14 protein-coding genes and 1 rRNA gene are annotated in these 19,113 nt (G+C 40.5%); 2 read left to right on the forward strand and 13 right to left on the reverse strand.

The window, feature by feature from the left end:
* A 16S ribosomal RNA gene (locus BFC18_RS11670) occupies positions 1-183 on the reverse strand; the annotation flags it as partial.
* 555 nt (positions 184-738) lie between these two features.
* On the opposite strand from BFC18_RS11670, the gene BFC18_RS11675 reads away from it, so the two are divergent.
* Positions 739-1,440 (forward strand): hypothetical protein, encoded by a 702-nt coding sequence (locus tag BFC18_RS11675; protein WP_070125739.1) that lies wholly within the window; start codon positions 739-741, stop codon positions 1,438-1,440.
* A gap of 134 nt (positions 1,441-1,574) precedes the next feature.
* On the forward strand, positions 1,575-3,749 hold the full coding sequence (locus BFC18_RS11680) for a sulfatase (RefSeq protein ID WP_139139006.1): 2,175 nt from the start codon (positions 1,575-1,577) through the stop codon (positions 3,747-3,749).
* Between the two features lie 15 nt (positions 3,750-3,764).
* On the opposite strand, the gene BFC18_RS11685 is transcribed toward BFC18_RS11680, so the two are convergent.
* The 12 genes from BFC18_RS11685 to BFC18_RS11740 form a co-directional block, all read right to left on the reverse strand.
* Positions 3,765-4,949 carry a nucleotide sugar dehydrogenase gene (locus tag BFC18_RS11685; RefSeq protein ID WP_070125740.1) on the reverse strand — a complete coding sequence of 395 codons (1,185 nt, stop codon included), beginning with the start codon at positions 4,947-4,949 and terminating at the stop codon, positions 3,765-3,767.
* Between the two features lie 35 nt (positions 4,950-4,984).
* Positions 4,985-6,703, reverse strand: a complete 1,719-nt coding sequence (locus BFC18_RS11690; RefSeq protein ID WP_070125741.1) for a glycosyltransferase family 2 protein — start codon at positions 6,701-6,703, stop codon at positions 4,985-4,987.
* An 85-nt stretch (positions 6,704-6,788) separates the two neighbouring features.
* Entirely contained in the window at positions 6,789-7,871 is a 1,083-nt protein-coding gene (gene rfbB, locus BFC18_RS11695; protein WP_070125742.1) for a dTDP-glucose 4,6-dehydratase, read from the reverse strand.
* Positions 7,868-8,746 (reverse strand): dTDP-4-dehydrorhamnose reductase, encoded by an 879-nt coding sequence (gene rfbD / locus BFC18_RS11700; RefSeq protein ID WP_070125743.1) that lies wholly within the window; start codon positions 8,744-8,746, stop codon positions 7,868-7,870. The genes rfbB and rfbD overlap by 4 nt, the downstream gene beginning before the upstream one ends.
* A gap of 9 nt (positions 8,747-8,755) precedes the next feature.
* Positions 8,756-9,301, reverse strand: coding sequence for a dTDP-4-dehydrorhamnose 3,5-epimerase (gene rfbC, locus BFC18_RS11705; RefSeq protein ID WP_070125744.1), 546 nt, complete (start codon positions 9,299-9,301; stop codon positions 8,756-8,758).
* 52 nt (positions 9,302-9,353) lie between these two features.
* The gene (rfbA, locus tag BFC18_RS11710) at positions 9,354-10,235 is read right to left on the reverse strand and encodes a glucose-1-phosphate thymidylyltransferase RfbA (protein WP_070125745.1); all 882 of its coding nucleotides are present in this window, start codon (positions 10,233-10,235) and stop codon (positions 9,354-9,356) included.
* Positions 10,236-10,264: 29 nt separating this feature from the next.
* On the reverse strand, positions 10,265-11,071 hold the full coding sequence (locus BFC18_RS11715; RefSeq protein ID WP_070125746.1) for a sugar phosphate isomerase/epimerase family protein: 807 nt from the start codon (positions 11,069-11,071) through the stop codon (positions 10,265-10,267).
* Positions 11,064-11,840, reverse strand: coding sequence for an NAD-dependent epimerase/dehydratase family protein (locus tag BFC18_RS11720; protein ID WP_070125747.1), 777 nt, complete (start codon positions 11,838-11,840; stop codon positions 11,064-11,066). Before BFC18_RS11720 ends, BFC18_RS11715 begins: the two co-directional genes overlap by 8 nt.
* Positions 11,837-12,883, reverse strand: coding sequence for an FAD-dependent oxidoreductase (locus BFC18_RS11725; RefSeq protein WP_139139007.1), 1,047 nt, complete (start codon positions 12,881-12,883; stop codon positions 11,837-11,839). Before BFC18_RS11725 ends, BFC18_RS11720 begins: the two co-directional genes overlap by 4 nt.
* The gene (locus tag BFC18_RS11730) at positions 12,876-15,542 is read right to left on the reverse strand and encodes a hypothetical protein (RefSeq protein WP_070125748.1); all 2,667 of its coding nucleotides are present in this window, start codon (positions 15,540-15,542) and stop codon (positions 12,876-12,878) included. The genes BFC18_RS11725 and BFC18_RS11730 overlap by 8 nt, the downstream gene beginning before the upstream one ends.
* A gap of 62 nt (positions 15,543-15,604) precedes the next feature.
* Entirely contained in the window at positions 15,605-17,986 is a 2,382-nt protein-coding gene (locus tag BFC18_RS21470) for a glycosyltransferase family 2 protein (protein WP_083273046.1), read from the reverse strand.
* Between the two features lie 63 nt (positions 17,987-18,049).
* Positions 18,050-19,060, reverse strand: coding sequence for a hypothetical protein (locus tag BFC18_RS11740; RefSeq protein ID WP_070125749.1), 1,011 nt, complete (start codon positions 19,058-19,060; stop codon positions 18,050-18,052).
* Positions 19,061-19,113: the final 53 nt, after the last annotated feature.

Here is a 19,113-nt window from a genome sequence, read left to right on the forward strand (position 1 = left end):
ACATTATGCGGTATTAGCAGTCGTTTCCAACTGTTATCCCCCTCGCAAAGGCAAGTTCCCAAGCATTACTCACCCGTCCGCCACTCGTCAGCGATGTGCAAGCACATCCTGCTACCGTTCGACTTGCATGTGTTAGGCCTGCCGCCAGCGTTCAATCTGAGCCATGATCAAACTCTTCAATTAAATATATCGAAAAACTTTTATGAATCGTCGGTTGACACTCTTAACGAGTGCCCACACAGATTGTCTTGTTATACATTTTTAAAGAACAATGCTAAGTGCTTATTAAAAGCCTTGCTTAGCTGCTTCGAAGCTTTACCCCGAAGCGGGACGCGCATTCTACGCGCTTCGTTTTCAGTGTCAACATCTTTTTGAAAGTTTATTTCGCAAGTTGTTTTCGCTGAAAACTGTTATAACTTAAGAAGGTATCTTATGTTATAACTCTTCCTAGCGGAAAGTTTGACTCTCCCTTGGAAGTGGGGCGCATTGTAGAGGTTAATTCCTTTTCGTCAAGGCAAATACCTAAAAAAGTTGTCTTTACTAGCCTAAATGATTATTTTACGAACTATACATACGATTTATAATCTCATTGAACTAATTTTAATCAATTATGTTCTAATATTTTAATAGTTAATAATGTACCCAGGGATTGGAGTTATACGAGGATTAAGTATGTTTTTTAGTGTTTGCATACGATTTTTTGCTGTAGCCTTGTGCTTGCCAGCACTCTGCTTTGCTATGCCTGGTGACGACCAAAATACCCATGATGATTTTCAGATACAGTTTTTAAAGCGTCAGGTCGACCAAAATATGTCTATCGGTCGAGCTATTCGTTCTATTGCTAGCCATTATCCGCAGGATGTCGTGCCAATTGTCGACGTTGCACTTGATACCTATCCAGATAAATACCGTGAGATTATTTTCTCAGCTATCTCTGCTCAACCAGCTTCAACTCAAGACATTGTTCAGTTAGCAATAGAGAAAGAAGTGTCAACCTGTACAAACATAGTGAAACTAGCGATTAAAGCCGAACCTAGCTATGTTGATTTCGTTGTCCAAGCAGCGGCTGACTCTACTCCCGATGAGCTTGATGATATTGTACGGGTTGCTGTTCAAACAGAGCCTGATTCTGCAGACCGTATCGTGCAGACGCTATCTCAAGAACACCCAAATAAAGTTATCGATATTCTTTCAACTGCTTTGAATACTGTCCCTTATGTTGGAGAGTATGTCGTTGATGCCTTGCTTGCGGTATTCCCTGCTCAGGCAGACGAAGTAGTGACAACGGCACTTCGTGAGTCGAAAGCCACGAAAGAACAAGCTATGCGCATTCTTGAAACTGCACAAAGCTATGGTGTTAGTGATGAAAAGCTTACTGAGTACGGTCAATCAGTTGGCTTAAGCCAGGAAGACATTCAGGTAGTGATTGCTAATCAGTAAATCTTCGTTCAATATTCTTCGAAGCCCCTGCGTAGAAACAGGGGCTTTTTTGTTTATTTCGAGGTCGTTAAAATTGCCCTCTATTTTATCTTAGTCGTCATATTTTCCGGTCTTGATTACCGGCAAGGAAGCCAATGCGCCGTCTAGTTATACTATTGTCCTTTATGACAATCTCACTTATCAGTCATGCTCAAGTAAAGCCATTGAATGTCGTGATTATCCTCGCGGATGATTTAGGTTGGAACGATACCTCCATATATCAGGCCAATGCGTTCTATGAAACACCGAATATCGATGCTCTTGCTGAGCGTGGTATGGTCTTCACTGAATCATATACGAATAGTCCTCTTTGCTCCCCTACCCGCGCAACGCTTTTATCAGGCCAGACACCAGCCAGACATCAAATACTTAATCCAAATATTGAAACGGCTGAAGTAAGGCTTACTGCGACCGAAAAGTTCACTGGTCCAGGGAACCAAAAGTCAGCTGCACCTTTAACAGCGACTCGCTTTGACACATCTATCCCTTCTCTGGCTACCATCCTTAAAGCAAATAATTATCAGACTGCACATTTTGGCAAATGGCACATAGGCCCAGAGCCGTTTAGCGCCCTGCAGCACGGCTTTGATACAGATATTCCGCACTACGAAGGATCGGGACCTACCGGTGGTTACCTGGCTCCCTGGTCTTTCGCTCCCAATCTTCAGCCGCAGACACCCGGCGAACATATAGACATTCGACTGGCCGAGGAAGCAAGTAAGTGGATGAGTAACCACCATGACGAAGGTCCATTATTCATTAACTTCTGGCCTTTCTCCGTACACGCGCCTTTTTTAAATGCTGAGGGTGATTACTTCAATCACTTTGCGGACAAACGTTCAGCTTTCAGTAGCCAACGAAGTGCAGTCTATGCATCAATGATCAAATATTTCGACGATGCTGTTGGCATATTGTGGGACGGCCTTGTAGATGCAGGTATAGAAGATGAAACCATCATTATCTTCACTTCAGATAATGGCGGTAATATGTATGACGTGCTCGGGCAAATACATCCTACCAGCAATTTCCCATTGAGAGGCGGAAAAGCAACTCAGTATAGCGGCGGGAATAAAGTTCCGACGTTTGTAATTTGGCCTGGAAAGAGTCAGCCTCACACTGTCACTCACGAGGCTATTCAGACCATAGATATTTACCCTACCCTGCTGGAAGAGCTGGGATACTCGTGGCCCGCTTCGCATACAGTTGACGGAATTAATTTTTCACCAGCGCTATCAGGCTCGACTTTGCCCTCACGTCCGATTATCACCTATTACCCAACACGTAACTCCGTGCCCGACTGGCTACCGCCATCAGCGACTATTCTGTTTGAAAACTGGAAGCTGATTAAAACCTTCCATTATGGACAGTCTGAGCAGCACATGTATCAATTGTTCAACCTTGAGACGGATATCGAAGAAAAGGTTAACCTGGCCGGGCGGGAAACCGCGAAACTGGCAGAGCTTGAGTTAATGCTGGACGATTATCTTACGGAATCAGGAGTAGCACTTCCTCAGGCTAATACTAACTATATTGATGGTCGTTTTAATTACTCTACACTGGGTAAACCAGGCGAGCGATACACGTTACCCGAAGAACGTACCCGCAAATCCTTCGCGCTCGATCTGGGTGTGTCCCAACCTACTGCCAGTGAAGGGGATGTGGTTGATATTTTCTGGGAAGTCTCAGGTGATTCGTCAAATGTCATCACAAACTATGATCAATTTATGGGCCCTGAGGTGACCGTTTCGACTTCAACTAATTCGATACAGTTTGTGGCTCCTGCAGTTAACACTGAACAGTTTGTGTCGTTTGCTTTCATTTCTCGCGTGAATGAACAAATAATCAGAAAGCAGATCGGCGTTAAAATTTTGCCAACGAACGTTTCCCCAAGGTTAGATGTACAGACCACCGGCACTTTACGCAAGGGACAAACCGGCACTATTTCTCTGACCGCATACGATGCGAATAAAGATGTACTGCAATTAACTGTAACCAGTTCCGCACTGGGATTGGAAAATGTGCAGTCTGATAGCCTGGAGACTTTCAGTTTTGAGGTACCTGCGTCTTTGAACTTCAGCCAGGTGGATATGACATTCAAACTGTCGGATGGACAGGAAACCGTAATAGTTAAGCAATCATTTAATTTGGCTGCTGCGCAAACTAACACGCCACCGCAATCAAATTCTGATAGCGGTGGTGGCAGTATTGCATGGCTGCTCCCGCTGTCAGCATTCATTTTATTATTACGCCAAAAGAAAAGGCCACGTTAACGTGGCCTTCGCTGTTTAGTCTGCACCGAATAAGTCGCGGCTGTATACTTTGTCGAGAACGTCCTTCAGGTCATCGGTCACACGGTTAGCGACAATGACATCAGAGACTTCTTTAAATTTGTCCAGATCATTAATGACACGAGAATGGAAAAACTCGTCCTCTTTAATAACAGGCTCGTAAACTACTACTTCAATACCTTTCGCTTTAATACGCTTCATGATCCCCTGAATTGCACTGGCGCGGAAGTTGTCTGAACCCGACTTCATGATCAGACGGAAAATTCCCACAATCTTTGGCTTACGGCTAATGATAGAATCCGCTACGAAATCTTTACGGGTGCGGTTAGCATCAACAATAGCCTGGATCATGTTATTAGGCACTGCACTGTAGTTAGCGAGCAGCTGTTTGGTATCTTTCGGCAGACAGTAACCACCGTAACCGAAGCTAGGATTGTTGTAGTGCGAACCAATACGGGGATCTAATCCAACGCCCTCTATGATCTGACGAGAATCTAAACCATTGCTCTCCGCATAGCTGTCGAGTTCATTGAAATACGCTACACGCATAGCGAGATACGTATTTGCGAACAATTTAATTGCTTCCGCTTCAGTGCTGTCGGTAAAAAGAATTTCAATTTCTTCTTTGATAGCACCTTGCTTTAATAAGCCTGCAAAAATTTCTGCTCGCTCACTGCGTTCACCAACAATAATCCGGCTAGGGTGAAGATTGTCATACAGAGCACGACCTTCGCGGAGAAACTCAGGAGAAAATATCAGATTTTCAGTACCATGTTCCTGCTTAGCCTCTTGAGTAAACCCTACAGGCACGGTCGACTTCACAACCATTACGGCATTCGGATTAATTTCCTTAACTATTTTAATAACGGCATCAACACTACCGGTATTGAAGTAATTCGTTTGCGGATCGTAATCAGTTGGCGTAGCGATGACGACAAAATCAGCATCTTTGTATGCTTCTTCCGCATTTAGGGTAGCCTTGAGGTTTAAGTCTTTCTCTGCAAGATATTGAGAAATTTCCTTATCTTCAATTGGAGATTTGCGCGCATTAAGCATCTCAACCTTTTCAGGAACCAAATCTACGGCTACCACTTCATTATGCTGTGCAAGTAATACAGCATTTGATAATCCAACGTAGCCAGTCCCGGCTACTGCGACTTTAAGCTTTTTGTTCGCTTCCATTTATCACATTCTCCAACTTAAATTCTGAAACATTTTCAAATTTGTACTGCTGTAAACTCTTCTTTCGTTTTAACAGAGAAATTTTCCCGTTTTAACGTCAGGTTTGGACTGTAAGCAGGATCATATTCGATATAGCTACACCAACGTGCTTGTAAATACTCAAGCTCTCTTTTAAATCTTGCGGCCTTCTCTGGCGAGAGATCAAGCCCACGGCTTACTGATTCATGATGGTATAATTCAGCTTCCGCACAATAAATATTTCTTACCCCAGTTTCTCTGACCCTGAGGCAAAAATCTACATCGTTAAAAGCGACGGTAAGATCTTTCTCGTTTAAACCGCCTACCTCAATAAACTTCGTTTTTCGTACAAGCAAACAGGCTGCGGTTACGGCCGAATAATTCTGGCTGGCAACAAGACGCTTCATATAACCCGGATGATATCTAGGGAAGTATTTGTGGGCATGCCCTGCACCACCACCGTACCCGAGCACGACGCCAGCATGCTGCACCCTGCCATCTGAATACAGAAGCTTCGCGCCCACACAGCCAATATCTTCGCGCATTGCATGACCAACCATATAGGTCAGCCATTCTGGTTTTATCACCTCTATATCATTGTTAATGAGGCCAACCACTTCTCCGGAAGCATGTTCTACGCCAAAGTTGTTGATCGCTGAATAGTTAAACTCGCCAGGGAATTCCAGAACACGTATCTTAGGCAAAGCTTTTAGTGTCTCAAAGTACTCCAGACTTGCGGGCTCATCAGAACCATTATCAATCAGAAGTATTTCATAATTAGTGTACGTTGTTTTTTCTAAAATGGACTCAATACAAGCTTTAACCAACTCGCGACCATTTTTAGTGGGTATAATTAGCGACACTAAGGGGTTACTCAATGCCGGCCATTGAACATGATTAACTTTCAGCTCTTTGTCGAATGCCGGCTCTCCAGCGCTCCTGGCACGAACTATCTTCACCATGTCTCCAAGTACAGCGTCCATTGATAAAGTCTGCGTGCGATGAATGAGCGTGTAAGACAAATGCTGAATGGTTAACTGCTTATCTGTCAGCCAAATTTCGGAGACCAATCCAGCTACGGAGGTCGCCTTCAGTTCTGACTTTTTTAGGAGAGATGCACTGAGCATCACACCAGTGGTGATGTAGGCGGTAGAAAACTGAAGATCGGGACTCCAGTCTGGTAAAAAATGGGGAGATGTTCGCTTACCCTTCTTATCCAGTTTATCTGTGTCGCAATAGGTGATGTCGGCATCATCAGAGAGCATCAACATGATTTTAAGCGCTCCGGGAGTGAGCACATCACCACTATTGAGAAAGAGTATCTTCGAATCAGTTTGGAGTGATGCTATAGCCCCCGGCAATTCGTGCACGTGCTGAATCAGACCACTTGTTGGTTTCGGGCTTATTTGGATAACCGAAGAAAGGGCAACGTTGTTATTCTCCAGAGAACGCAGAGTTTGTTCTATATCCTTTTTCCCAAGAATAAAGACCCTTAGTTCCTGACTTTCCGAAGAAACAAACGATACTGAGTTTAGCTTTTTCTCCTGCTCTTTAAGATACTGGCTGTAGAGCGCCATACGTTTTTTCTTAGACGGGAAGCCATAGAATAGTCCGGAGCGTTGCAATGACCGGCTGTAAAACTCTGTCAGTTTGTGATTATCTTTTAGTGTGCTTTTTACTGACTTAGGTAGCAGCCCCACTGCCCCTTTCACTGTCATCATCGCGTATTTTTTCATACCGCTGTGTTTCCCTGAGATACAACAAAAAAAGGCTGCAACGAATTGCAGCCTTCTCATATTAACACGATATTTCTCGTGGGTATCAGTTTCCAGCGCCCAGGCGCTCGCCCTGATAGCTACCGTCTAACACGGCTTTCCACCAGGCTTCGTTATTCAGATACCACTCAACGGTTTTGCGAATACCACTTTCGAAGGTTTCCTGTGGTGTCCAGCCCAGTTCTTTTTGAATTTTGGACGCATCGATAGCGTAGCGCATATCGTGTCCCGGACGGTCTGTTACGTAAGTGATTTGTTCCGCGTACTTGGCTTCTTTCGGCTTCACGTCATCCAGAATGGTACAGATGGTTTTGACCACATCGATGTTTTGCTTCTCATTATGGCCACCGATGTTGTAGGTTTCACCGATTTCACCGTTAAGCGCGACGATAACCAGTGCACGGGCGTGGTCTTCCACAAACAGCCAGTCACGGATTTGATTGCCTTTGCCATAGACAGGCAGTGGCTTTCCGGCCAGGGCATTCAGGATGACCAGCGGAATAAGTTTTTCCGGGAAGTGATAAGGACCATAGTTGTTTGAGCAGTTGGTCACCAGTGTTGGCAGCTTGTAGGTACGCAGCCATGCACGAACGAGTTGGTCGGAAGACGCTTTGCTCGCTGAATACGGAGAGCTCGGTGCATACGGCGTGGTTTCGGTGAACAGTGGCAGTTCTGTACCGGGTTCGACTTCATCCGGGTGTGGCAGGTCGCCGTACACTTCATCGGTAGAGATGTGATGGAATTTAAAGCCGGCTTTCTTTTCACCTTCAAGCTGTGACCAGTAAGCTCGAGCCTGTTCCAGCAGGGTATAAGTGCCGACTACATTGGTCTCGATGAATTCACCTGGACCATCGATTGAGCGGTCAACGTGGGATTCTGCCGCGAGATGCATCACGATGTCTGGCTGGTGTGTGGTAAACACACGCTTTACTTCCTCGGCATCGCAGATGTCTACTTTCTCGAACGAATAGCGGTCGCTGTCTGATACGGTAGTCAGTGATTCCAGGTTACCGGCGTAGGTCAGTTTATCCAGGTTGATTACCGTATGGACGGTATCGTTAATCAGGTGGCGGACCACCGCTGAACCGATAAAGCCGGCACCGCCGGTCACTAAAATAGTCTTACTCATTGTTCGTTGCTCTGTTGTGCTTTCAGTGCATCCAGCATGGCGGACAGTTGTTCACGCCAGTGTGTGGGATGCAGTGAAGAAAAGGTTTCGCGGGTCAGGGTTTTATCCAGTACGCTGTAGTGCGGGCGCTTTGCCGGTGTTGGATATTGAGACGACGGGATGGGCAGTACAGGAATTCTGCTTTCCAGCAGGCCTTTCTCAATGGCAAGTTCCTGAATAGCCAGTGCAAAGTCATACCAACTGGTAACGCCTTCGTCAGTCCAGTGAAATACACCCGCTGTTTTGTTTTGTGCCGCATACAGGCAAGCCTGTGCCAGGCTGCTAGCCAACGTGGGCGAGCCAATCTGGTCATCAATCACGGTAAGCTGCGGCTTATCAGCCATCAGGCGCAGCATGGTTTTCACGAAATTATTGCCGTGGGTGGAATATACCCAGGCGGTGCGGATTAAGCAGCTTGAATCCGGGACGGTAGCAAGCAGAGCCTTCTCGCCGTCGGCTTTGGTTTTACCGTACACGCCTTGTGGCTCGATGGTGTCATCCACGGTGTAGGGAGAACCTTTCTTACCGTTAAATACATAGTCGGTAGACACGTGTACCAGGAAGGTGCCTTTGGCTTTGCAGTAGTCAGCCAGATTTGCCACGCCCTGCGTGTTAATCAGCGCTGCCGCGTCCTGTTCGGATTCGGCTTTATCTACCGCTGTATACGCTGACGCATTGATAAGCGCATCCGGCTTGATGGCATCAAGGGTGTCAGCAAGCGCACCTTTATCAGTAATGTCGATATTGTCACGGCCTAGGCACACGATGTCATCACCGCCCGCCTGCTGCAGTTCATATGCTAACTGCCCGGATTTCCCTATTACAACAATTGACATGGGCTCTCCTTAGAATGTCGGAGCGTCAGTGAAGGCCAGGCCTTCTGCATCTTTCGCAGACAGTGACGGTGCTTGGCCGTTTACCAGTGGCCAGTCGATGCCAATTGTCGGGTCATCAAACTTCACTGATACTTCAGAAGCCGGATGATAATAATCCGTGCACTTATACACAAACTCAGCTGATTCGCTGGTCACATAAAAACCGTGTGCAAAACCTGCCGGTACCCACAACTGACGCTTGTTTTCAGCTGACAGTAACACGCCAACCCATTTGCCAAACGTCGGCGAGTCTTTACGCATATCCACGGCCACATCAAACACTTCTCCGCTGACGACGCGGACTAATTTGCCTTGGGTCTGTTCCAGCTGATAGTGCAGACCACGCAGGATACCCTGCTTGGATTTTGAATGGTTATCCTGGACGAAATCAACATCGGCGCATTCCTGCTTGAACCAGTCAGTGCGGAAGGTTTCGAGGAAAAAGCCGCGCTCATCACCAAAAACGCGTGGCTCAATGATTTTGACATCCGGGATGTCGGTAGTTACTACTTGCATATTCTTACCTGAATAAAAATCGAATAATATTTTTTAGCGTGACAGCGTGCTATTACACTTTAACGCGGTCGCTGATGACTTTCATCAGATAATCGCCATAGCCACTCTTCTTGAGAGGTGCAGCCAATTTTTCGAGTTGTGCCGCATCAATATAACCCATGCGGTATGCCACTTCTTCGGGGCAGCACACTTTTAGGCCCTGACGTTTCTCGATAGCCGCAACGAAGTTAGCAGCATCAAGCAGGCTATCCAATGTACCCGTATCCAGCCAGGCAGAACCACGCCCCATCAGTTCAACTTTCAGTGAGCCGTCTTGCAGGTAAAGATTATTCAGGTCAGTGATTTCTAGTTCACCACGGGGAGAAGGCTTAACCGCTTTGGCAAAATCCACAACGCGATTATCGTAATAATACAAACCCGTTACTGCATAATTAGATTTTGGTTTCGCAGGCTTCTCTTCGATAGAAAGTGCATTCCAGTCGTTATCAAAATCCACAACACCGTAACGCTCAGGATCGTTAACGTGGTAGCCGAAAACCGTTGCACCTGAATCTTGCTGATAAGCATTCTTCAGAGACACTTTCAGGTCGTGACCGTAATAGATGTTGTCGCCCAGGACAAGCGTACACGCATCGTTGCCAATGAACTCTTCACCAATCAGGAAAGCTTGAGCAAGACCATCGGGCGATGGCTGAGCAGCATACTGCACGTTGATACCGAGGTCGGCACCATCGCCTATCAGTTCAATGAAGCGCGCTTGCTCTTGTGGCGTTGTGATAATCAGAATATCCCGGATACCGGACATCATCAGCGTTGCGAGCGGGTAAAAAATCATCGGTTTATCATAAACCGGCATTAGCTGCTTGCTAACGACTTTAGTAAGCGGGTGTAAGCGTGTGCCTGAGCCACCGGCAAGGATTATTCCTTTTCTCATTTAAGCACCTAATTTTTATTCTTTAATTTTTATGAATAAATTGATTTAACCACTTTTATAGCTTGTTCAATACCTTCAAGTGGACTGTCGCTTTCTAGCATTTCGATACAATGCCAACCACTATAATCGCATCCATTTAAAGCAGAAGCAGCTTCATTATGATATTCGTTGACAGCGGCAAAGTTAGAGAGCTGAGGTTGAGATATATGAAAATGCTTCATTTGCTTCCACGTATCTTCTATAGCATCAGCTATTGAATCGTTATTCAAAAAAGTACAACCGGTATCTAAATGAAACACCAAGCCTGGATGATTAACTTGCTCTACAATCCTGTAACTCTCTTTATATGAAGTTATAATCTCCCCTCCATATGACGGAGGCACAGCTTCCAATCCAAGACTAACGTTATATCCCCAGCAAATCTCAGCTAGTGTGGCTAAACGTTCCACAGCAATTAAGGTTCCTTCAGAAGAATCATAGCCGAGCAGTAGCCGATTCTTTGGGGCTCCGTACACTAAAACTGTAGCCCCAGCTATCTGAGCCATTTGAGCGATAAAAGCTATGTGATGCTTTAGAGCAGCAAAACACTTTGAATCACCAAGTAACTGAAGTTCAGGCTTTCCGAATAAAAATGCCTGAAACGATGAAATCATTAAACCGTAATCTTCGCACTGCTCCCTAAACAAACTCATTGCCTTTTCGTTAAGGCTGGCCCAATCACCTGTAATTTTTCCGGGAGCTACTTCTACTCCTGTCACACCCAGCTTAGACAGAAGTTTGAATACTTTAAAGTTATCTCCAGTCCAAGCTAAATTAGATATAGCTAATTTATTCACACTTAACCTCAGGCTTCTTTAACCAATCGCCAAGCTCAAGCAACACTTCATCGTTAGTCATGATGTAATTTTGACACTTAGAAGTGAACAAGGCCGCATAATCAGATTTCATATCATATTTGGCTTTTGGAAATGGGTCAGATCCGACATCTAGGTTTGTAAAATAAGTATCTCTAATCCTTCGAGTAGAAAGAGGCTGAACAGCCAAATTAGCAATTCTTATATCTGCATTTATTACAGTCTGAATATCTTTCCATAAGCGAGATAGTGGATACCATTGAAATTCAGAGTCTAAATTTATTTTTTCAAGAATATTACGCTGTATCAGGTCAAACAAAACATTCTTTTTTATCCCCTTACCAAACAAACCAGGAAGCCGAATAATATTGTAGCTATCAAAATGATTGCTAATTAAATCCTCAAGTAACAAACGATTTTTACCGTATGGACATAAATCTTCGGCATTAATTATACTTTTTTCTGTTACATCAATTGGAGATGGATATACGTCAACTGTAGATATTAAAACAAATCTTTTCGCTGAGATCGTCTTATACACTTCAGCCAAAGCTAGGATAGTTTCCAAATCCTTATCTGGATTTTGATTAGCCCACCATTTGACTGCAGGTACTCCAGCACAAACCACTAAATCGAAACTTTTTCCGGTAATATCCCCCAAATTCTTAGAGTTATAAAGTTCGTCAAAATTAGCCTGAAAGTTAATATTAGAACCGACAAAACCAGTATACCCAATAAGTGCTGTTTTCATATCCTATTAACCTGTATTTGGTTTTCATTTTCTATCATAGACAAAATCGCTTCGGAAGCGTAAAAAATTGTATCAATTTTACCTGACATTACAACAAACGTGCGACCCTGTTTATTTACATAACATGATCTATCATCGGTTGCTCCAACTAGTTTCGTTTTAATTGACAATTGAGGTCCGACAAATTCGAATTTATCCAAGAAGTCCGGCATATATCGCCTAACCTGTTCCTCCATTAAGCTTCTTTTTGTCCTTATAAGTGTAGAATCGACACTATTTAAAAATTCTTTAGCAGTTATCATTTTATCAAAACGCCCTAAAGGAGTGTGAGTAACGCTCGATAATGTAAAAATATCAGCAGTGTCAGTAGGATAGATTGAGCATAGATTCCCATCGACCATTGTTAGCGCAAAAGAACCAATTTTTGACCGGTAATACAATAAAATGGTTGGCTCATAAAAAACAGGATATTCAATAGGAAGAACACTTCCCCAAGTTGCATCGATGACGTAATCAAAAAAGTGCTCATTAATACAAACCTTACCCCCAATGTCTCTCACTGATTCGACTTTGCAATTAAGCAAAAGATTATCAGCTAAACGCATTCGGAATAGATGCCTTGCTTTATCCGTCCTCATAACCCTTTCATCAGTTAAAAGAACGCCTGAGCAATTACTTAAATTATATAAATCAGGTTTTACTTCATAAAATTCTACACCTGACGATGTCATGATTAATCTATAGGTTAAAAAATCGATTAATGAGTCATCATTTGGGACTGCATACAGGTTATTTTCTACTGGATCAGAAAGAGTTGGATAACGCTCAATAAAACGCATGTAACCATCACGTGATTGAACTCGTGTTCGATGATTTCGAGCGTAATGGAAACCTTGATGTAACCTAAATTGATTATTCCCGGAAGCTCGCTGTAAAATATCGTCCTCATTATCAAAGACAGTTACATCAAAGCCTAAAGCCTTGAAACTAGATGCAATATGGCAACCATACCAACCAGCTCCTATGATACCAAATTTATACATTTAGTCCGACCTCAGAGATTAACGAATCAATTGCAAGCTTGAGACCTTCAAATTCAACATGAAAATTAGCTCTTGAGGGATTGTCCTTAGGACCAGGAACATGAATGTTAATTGCTGAAACTTCGTCATCCTTTATGAATTCATTTTTTACGTAAACACATTCTTTAGCATTTTGTCGATATCGATTCGATTCATAAATATTTAAATCGGGCTTATGATTAATGTTCCAGTGACTCGTGAATATCACACCTGGTAAATTACAAACCCATTTGTATTTCGCTAAGCCAGCACCCCATGGGCAAATGAAAAAGTCACTACTTTTTATCCAATTTATTGATTCACCAAGATCCATTAAAACACCATCGACAATCTTAACGTTAGAAGGCTTATCCGATTCAATTAAATATTTAACAATTTCTCTTTCAAGACCCACAATATCATTATCAAAAGCTTCGTGATGACTAACAATCTGGACTTTATCAGAACCAATCGTATCATGACCGTCAACATATATAGTCACTTGAGAAAACAACTTCGAAAGGTATTGCATTACAATTTTAAACCCTTCTTTTTGATTAGACCATGTTCTATTTTCTAACCTCAATCCAAAAACAACTCGAATTTCGTTAGGTGAACGCGGAAGGATATTACTACGACCATTATCGAAATTAGAAATTAGTCTATTTGCCAAATCTTCGCTTATGTAGTCATCTGTCAACCGAAATGCAAAAAGTCTATTATTAAAAATATAACTAACTAAGTCAGACTCACTTCTAACGTCACGATTAATTTTATCTGGACTAATATCAAAGATATCTTCAATTTTACCCCAAGGCTCTAAAAGCGCCCCTCCGGTAATAAGGATATTACCGATTTCATCTAGAACAGATAGCTTTTTCAATCGATCAATTCCTGCTAGATCGTTCCATAAATTATGTCCGATATGGGCGTTTCTAATGAAACCACAAGTACCAACGGTATTTTCACCAAGATAACTGCTTATAAGAGGATAGCTTTCTAAAAAAAGTGTTAACACCTGCTTTAACGCTAATTTTACTGGATAGCAATTTCCATTTTGATAGAAAACATGATTTTGGAAATCATATATCAAGAACCTTTTTAAATCGTGACTAGATTCAAAAATCACTATTGCATTATCTTTATCGTCAAGATAGGGATAAGCAATCAAAAAATTATTAATAACGATACTATGACGACAACTATAAACAGCATTTTCATAATTAACGGAAATTACTAATCTATCCGCGTCTTTAGAGAACTTGTCCCACGCATTTTTTGTTGAAGTAGAAAAAACTTCCCGAAGACATTCTAGCTCAGTAGATTCCAAGCTTATATCCGGACCTATCATATCAAGCAAGATCGAAAATTCATCTCGAAAACTTTGAAACTCATTATACAAATTAACTAGAGGTGGTGGACTATCGTTAAAAAGAGCAGGTTTAAATATAGATTGCATAAGACAGTTCGTAATTTTGCTTATGTCTACTTGTGATAGTTTAATTCCTTTTATATCATTACCAACAAATTGCTTATCACCGTTGAAATACCATACAGCATCATTTCCTTTATCATTTTTCAATAAAAACAAAAAAAGACAGTCGCTGAAACCCACTATTTTTTCCGTAAACCAAGATTGAGCTAGCATGGAAGGTGTGAGTAATTCACCTCCTTTTGTGAAGCTCATTTCATAAAATCCAGTGTCAGCTGTAGATATTGTGTATATCACTGAACGAGGTGGATTCAAGACAAGTGGCAGATCTACAACTTCATTAACTACTCGGACTCTTAAAGCATCGAGATCGACAATATCTGAGGAAAGCTCAAATACAAATGAACAATCTCTCGATAGTCTATTTTCCGAAAATTTATTTTGTAGATTTGCGGTTACAGAGCCTATCTCCTTATCATTTAGATACACTCTAACTTCAGCAGGTTTGGTTGAGTGCACATATCTTGCCCAACCGGAGATAGAATTATTGTAGATTTCGTTAACAGCCCCCTCTGCCTTGGTAATCCGAGATGAGTCTAAGTACTCTTTAGGATTAGGCTGGACGAAGTTAATAGCACTGTCAACTTGAGCTTTGGAAGGAGATAAATCGTAAAAATTAATTATGTAATCAATTAAAGCTTTTGGGTCTCCTAATGCCTTGTCGTATGATATTAGCAAAGCATCAGGTTTCGAAGACTCTAAAAACTCAACACATTTTAGATATTGATTTAGCGATTGCTTCATTGTCGGAGTTATTTCAGTCAACATTGAAATTGAGTTTCTTTGGGCTATTGACAAAACATCCTTGAATATAAAAATGTACAGTGGCTTATCAAAAAAATCATTCACTTTTTCTAAATAATTTATCGAAGAAGGTCTTTTCCAACCCCACTTTTTGTTATCAGTATTGTAAGTACGAATAATTTCCGTTATCTCATCATTTTCAGTACGTTCGAATGCTGAAGATAGATGTGTGTCTTCAAATACTGGTGGTGCAGCCTTATCTCCCATAAAGACGCCTAAGTGATGCAAGACGCCAGCAACCATGGATGTGCCCCCTCTTGCTGTTCCTACAACTACAATAGGCCTCTCTTTATTTTTTCCGTTACCAACTATTGTCAGTCCTTTATTTACTAACTCATTACTCATTTAAGATTCCAAATATATTTATATTAAGTTTAGGAGTTATAATTTGTTATAACTTAATAATATTAATTTACTTTCATGCTGATAGAATAATCATCAATCTCTTTTGTAAGATTTACATTATAATAAGGATCATGCTCGATAAAATGACGCCATTCCTTTTGCATATATTCAATCTCGCTGTGAAATCTGCTGATTTTTTCAGGTGTATCTTCTTTGCCACGACTTATAGACTCATGATGATAAAGTTCTGCATATGGTGTAAACAGATTTCGATAACCTTCAGCCATCACTTTTAGGCAAAAATCAACATCATTGAAAGCTATTGCTAGATTTTGTTCGTTCAACCCGCCAACCTTTAAGAAAATTTCCTTTTCTACCAGTAAAACTGCTGCAGTAACAGCTGAGAAATTCTGTGTGCAAACTAACTTGCCGAAATATCCAGGATGATGTTTCTTAAAATTTTTATGAGGATGATTAGCTACACCACCTATTCCTAAAATTACACCTGCGTGCTGAATTGTACCGTTGCTGTAATATAATTTAGCACCAACACAGCCGATTTCCGGCCTGATAGCATGCCTGACCATTTCATCTAACCAGTCAGAACTAATAACTTCTATATCGTTATTCACTAGACCTACAATACTTCCGTTAGCATTTTCAACACCAAAATTATTTATAGCTGAATAGTTAAAAGGGAAGTCATATTTAAGAACCTTAACGTTTTCATTATTTTTCTGAATTAAATCAAACCATTCGATAGTTTCAGGATTGACGCTTCCGTTGTCTAATATTAATATTTCATAATTCTTATATGATGTTTTTTCTAGAATACTATTTACCGCCGTTTCAGTAACATCCTTCATATCTCTAGTGGGAATTAATAACGTAACAAGAGGCTGTGATTCAGGTAATGGCCAGATGACTCTATAAGTATTGGGTAATAAACCATGCCTAACTTGAATCCTTTCAGGTCCTTCTGATTGAAAATAATCACTCAAAGCTTTAACCCCAGCTAAAGAGGTATAATCCTTCTCTCCAGAAGCTAATGCTGTAGATCCTTGTATCATTCTCCAGTGATATAATATTCGCGGTATATGTTTTATCTCAGAGTCCTTTACGTACGGTAAACACCGTAGCAATAAGTCCTGATCTTGAGCACCTTCAACTCCTCGTCTAAAGCCACCAATTCTTCGGATTATGTCAGTCCTATATACCCCAAGATGAGATACATAATTTTGCGAGAAAAATAGATCGGGGTTCCAGTCCGATTTAAAGTGAGGAGATTTTCTATTATTAGCCTCATCAATCTTATCTTCGTCGCTATAAAGAACCTTTGCTTCCGGAAATTTATTTATTTCATTTATGATATAATAAAAAGCATCTTTATCAATCTTGTCATCATGATCTATTAGTGCTACAAATTCTCCCGACGCAATTTCTAAAGCTGAATTACTTGCTTCAGATATATGGCCATTATTTTTTCTTTCTACTAACTTTATTCTTTCATCTTTTAAAGAATACTCTTTTAAAATTTTAACTACATTTAGATCTGGAGAGTTATCGTCTGCAATGCAGAACTCCCATTTTTCATAGGTTTGAGCGATAACAGATTCAATGCACTGCCTTAGGTAGTATTCTTCGGTATTATAAGTTGGCATTACCACTGAAATTTTTGGTGAAATTTTAAATTTATCGAGATTAGCTTTAATCTCATCTGCCCGGTGCTTGGTCTTCGGCTCTATGTATTTAATCCAATCTTGATAAGACCACTCGTTCAAATTCCTAAAGAATAGTTCGTTGTATTGAGAGTATAAATATATGAAATCTTCATTATATTTATCTAGAACACAGATATTTTGTGTATATAAGAAGTCTTTTATTTCACAGATAGCTTCGATAGAGTCTATTTTTCTAATCGTTAAATTTTCTATCGAAAACTTCCCAGCAGATTCCAACGGATCAAATCTCAATGCTTTTGGTTTTGAATGAAGATAAAAAATCCGGCTATTAGGCTGATTGGATTTTAAAAAAATCTGACAAGCATCATCATTATTAAATCCCTGTCCATAATCAATGTAAAGCCTTGATAATACGAACTCACTTTCAGACCTTATTTTTAAATCTAGTTTATAGAATCCTGATACAGCCAAATTAACGATTAAATCATTAAATCCAAATGTAGGATCATCATTAATAGAAATGAATTCATCATCGTCGGTTAATAGAACATTACTTACTGGGTAAATTGAAGACAGATCAGATAATGTATAACTACATTTTTCCAATCTACATTTTATTAATTCAATATTATACTCAATCAATACATTGCTGTCTGAATTTAGCTTTTTAATTTCATCATATAAATCTAAAGCAGCACCGTAATTCCCTTCCAAAAATGCAGAATTAGCTTTTCTAAGTCTTCTATCTATTTTTAAATCCATATTTTATTCAACACTTTATTCTTTAAATCTCTACGTTTAAAATTACAAGCTAATTTTCAATAGTTACTTTTTTATATAATGAAAAATTGGCTCAATTTCCGATCGGGTTAACTCAGGATTTAAACAAATGAAATCTAATGTGTTAAATGACTTTGAAGGACTTCTGTTTTCGTAGATACCATTTAACAAATAATGTTTAGCCAAATCTGAAACAGACTGGTTAAGATCGGGATAATTTTCTCTATACCACTCTTCATTAAACACGCCAGACTTTTTCAATTCATCGATTTTAAGACTAATTTCACTTTTATATTTTTTATTACTTTCATATAACCTATTGTTAATTCTCGTTAAAACGATACTTATCCATTCATTCATTAGATTTATAGCGTATAAATCTGCTCTCATCTTTTCACTATGAACTTCTAGTTCTTCAACTTTATTAACATAATCCTTCAGCGTTACTTCCAACTCCGCAGTTTTTATTTTTTCACTAACATAACTCTCTTGAATTTTGAAAAAATTCTCTGTCAAAATTCTATTTTCGGCTTCATAATTTTTTAATTTTTCACTAAAATTCGGAAAGGCGAACTCCCTCGAAATCAATTCATTATCTACTTCACTATTTTTCATTTCATATACTGAGTTTATATTTTCTTTCTTGCTAAATACTTTTACTAGCCTTTCTTTTACCGATATTAATTCAATACTACTTTCCAAAAGAGTTTCTGCCAGATTCGAAAAAATATGTTTATCGTGAAGTATTTGCACTACTGAACTTTCTCTATCAATATAATTTTTTACATTACATTGAAAGTTCGCCTTCTCAAATAGCTCTATCAGTTCACAGTAATAATCTTTTACTTCGCTCAAGACTCTATCTATAGAATTTTGACCTATCAACTTCCTCTTTACTAGACATAGCATATCATCGTATAGAATCAATTCTGGATTCAATCTTTCCAAATCACTTAATGTTATTGAGTTTTCACCATTAAGACAAAAAAGCAATTTCTCACCAACCATGTTTTCTAATTTAGAGTTATTCTCTGCACTTAAATAAACTGTTCTCATTTGACTTCCTGTTTTTATCAAACTGAGCAAAACTGCGAAATAGAATAAAGCTT

The sequence above is a fragment of the Alteromonas confluentis genome, assembly GCF_001757105.1.
Classification (GTDB): domain Bacteria; phylum Pseudomonadota; class Gammaproteobacteria; order Enterobacterales; family Alteromonadaceae; genus Alteromonas; species Alteromonas confluentis.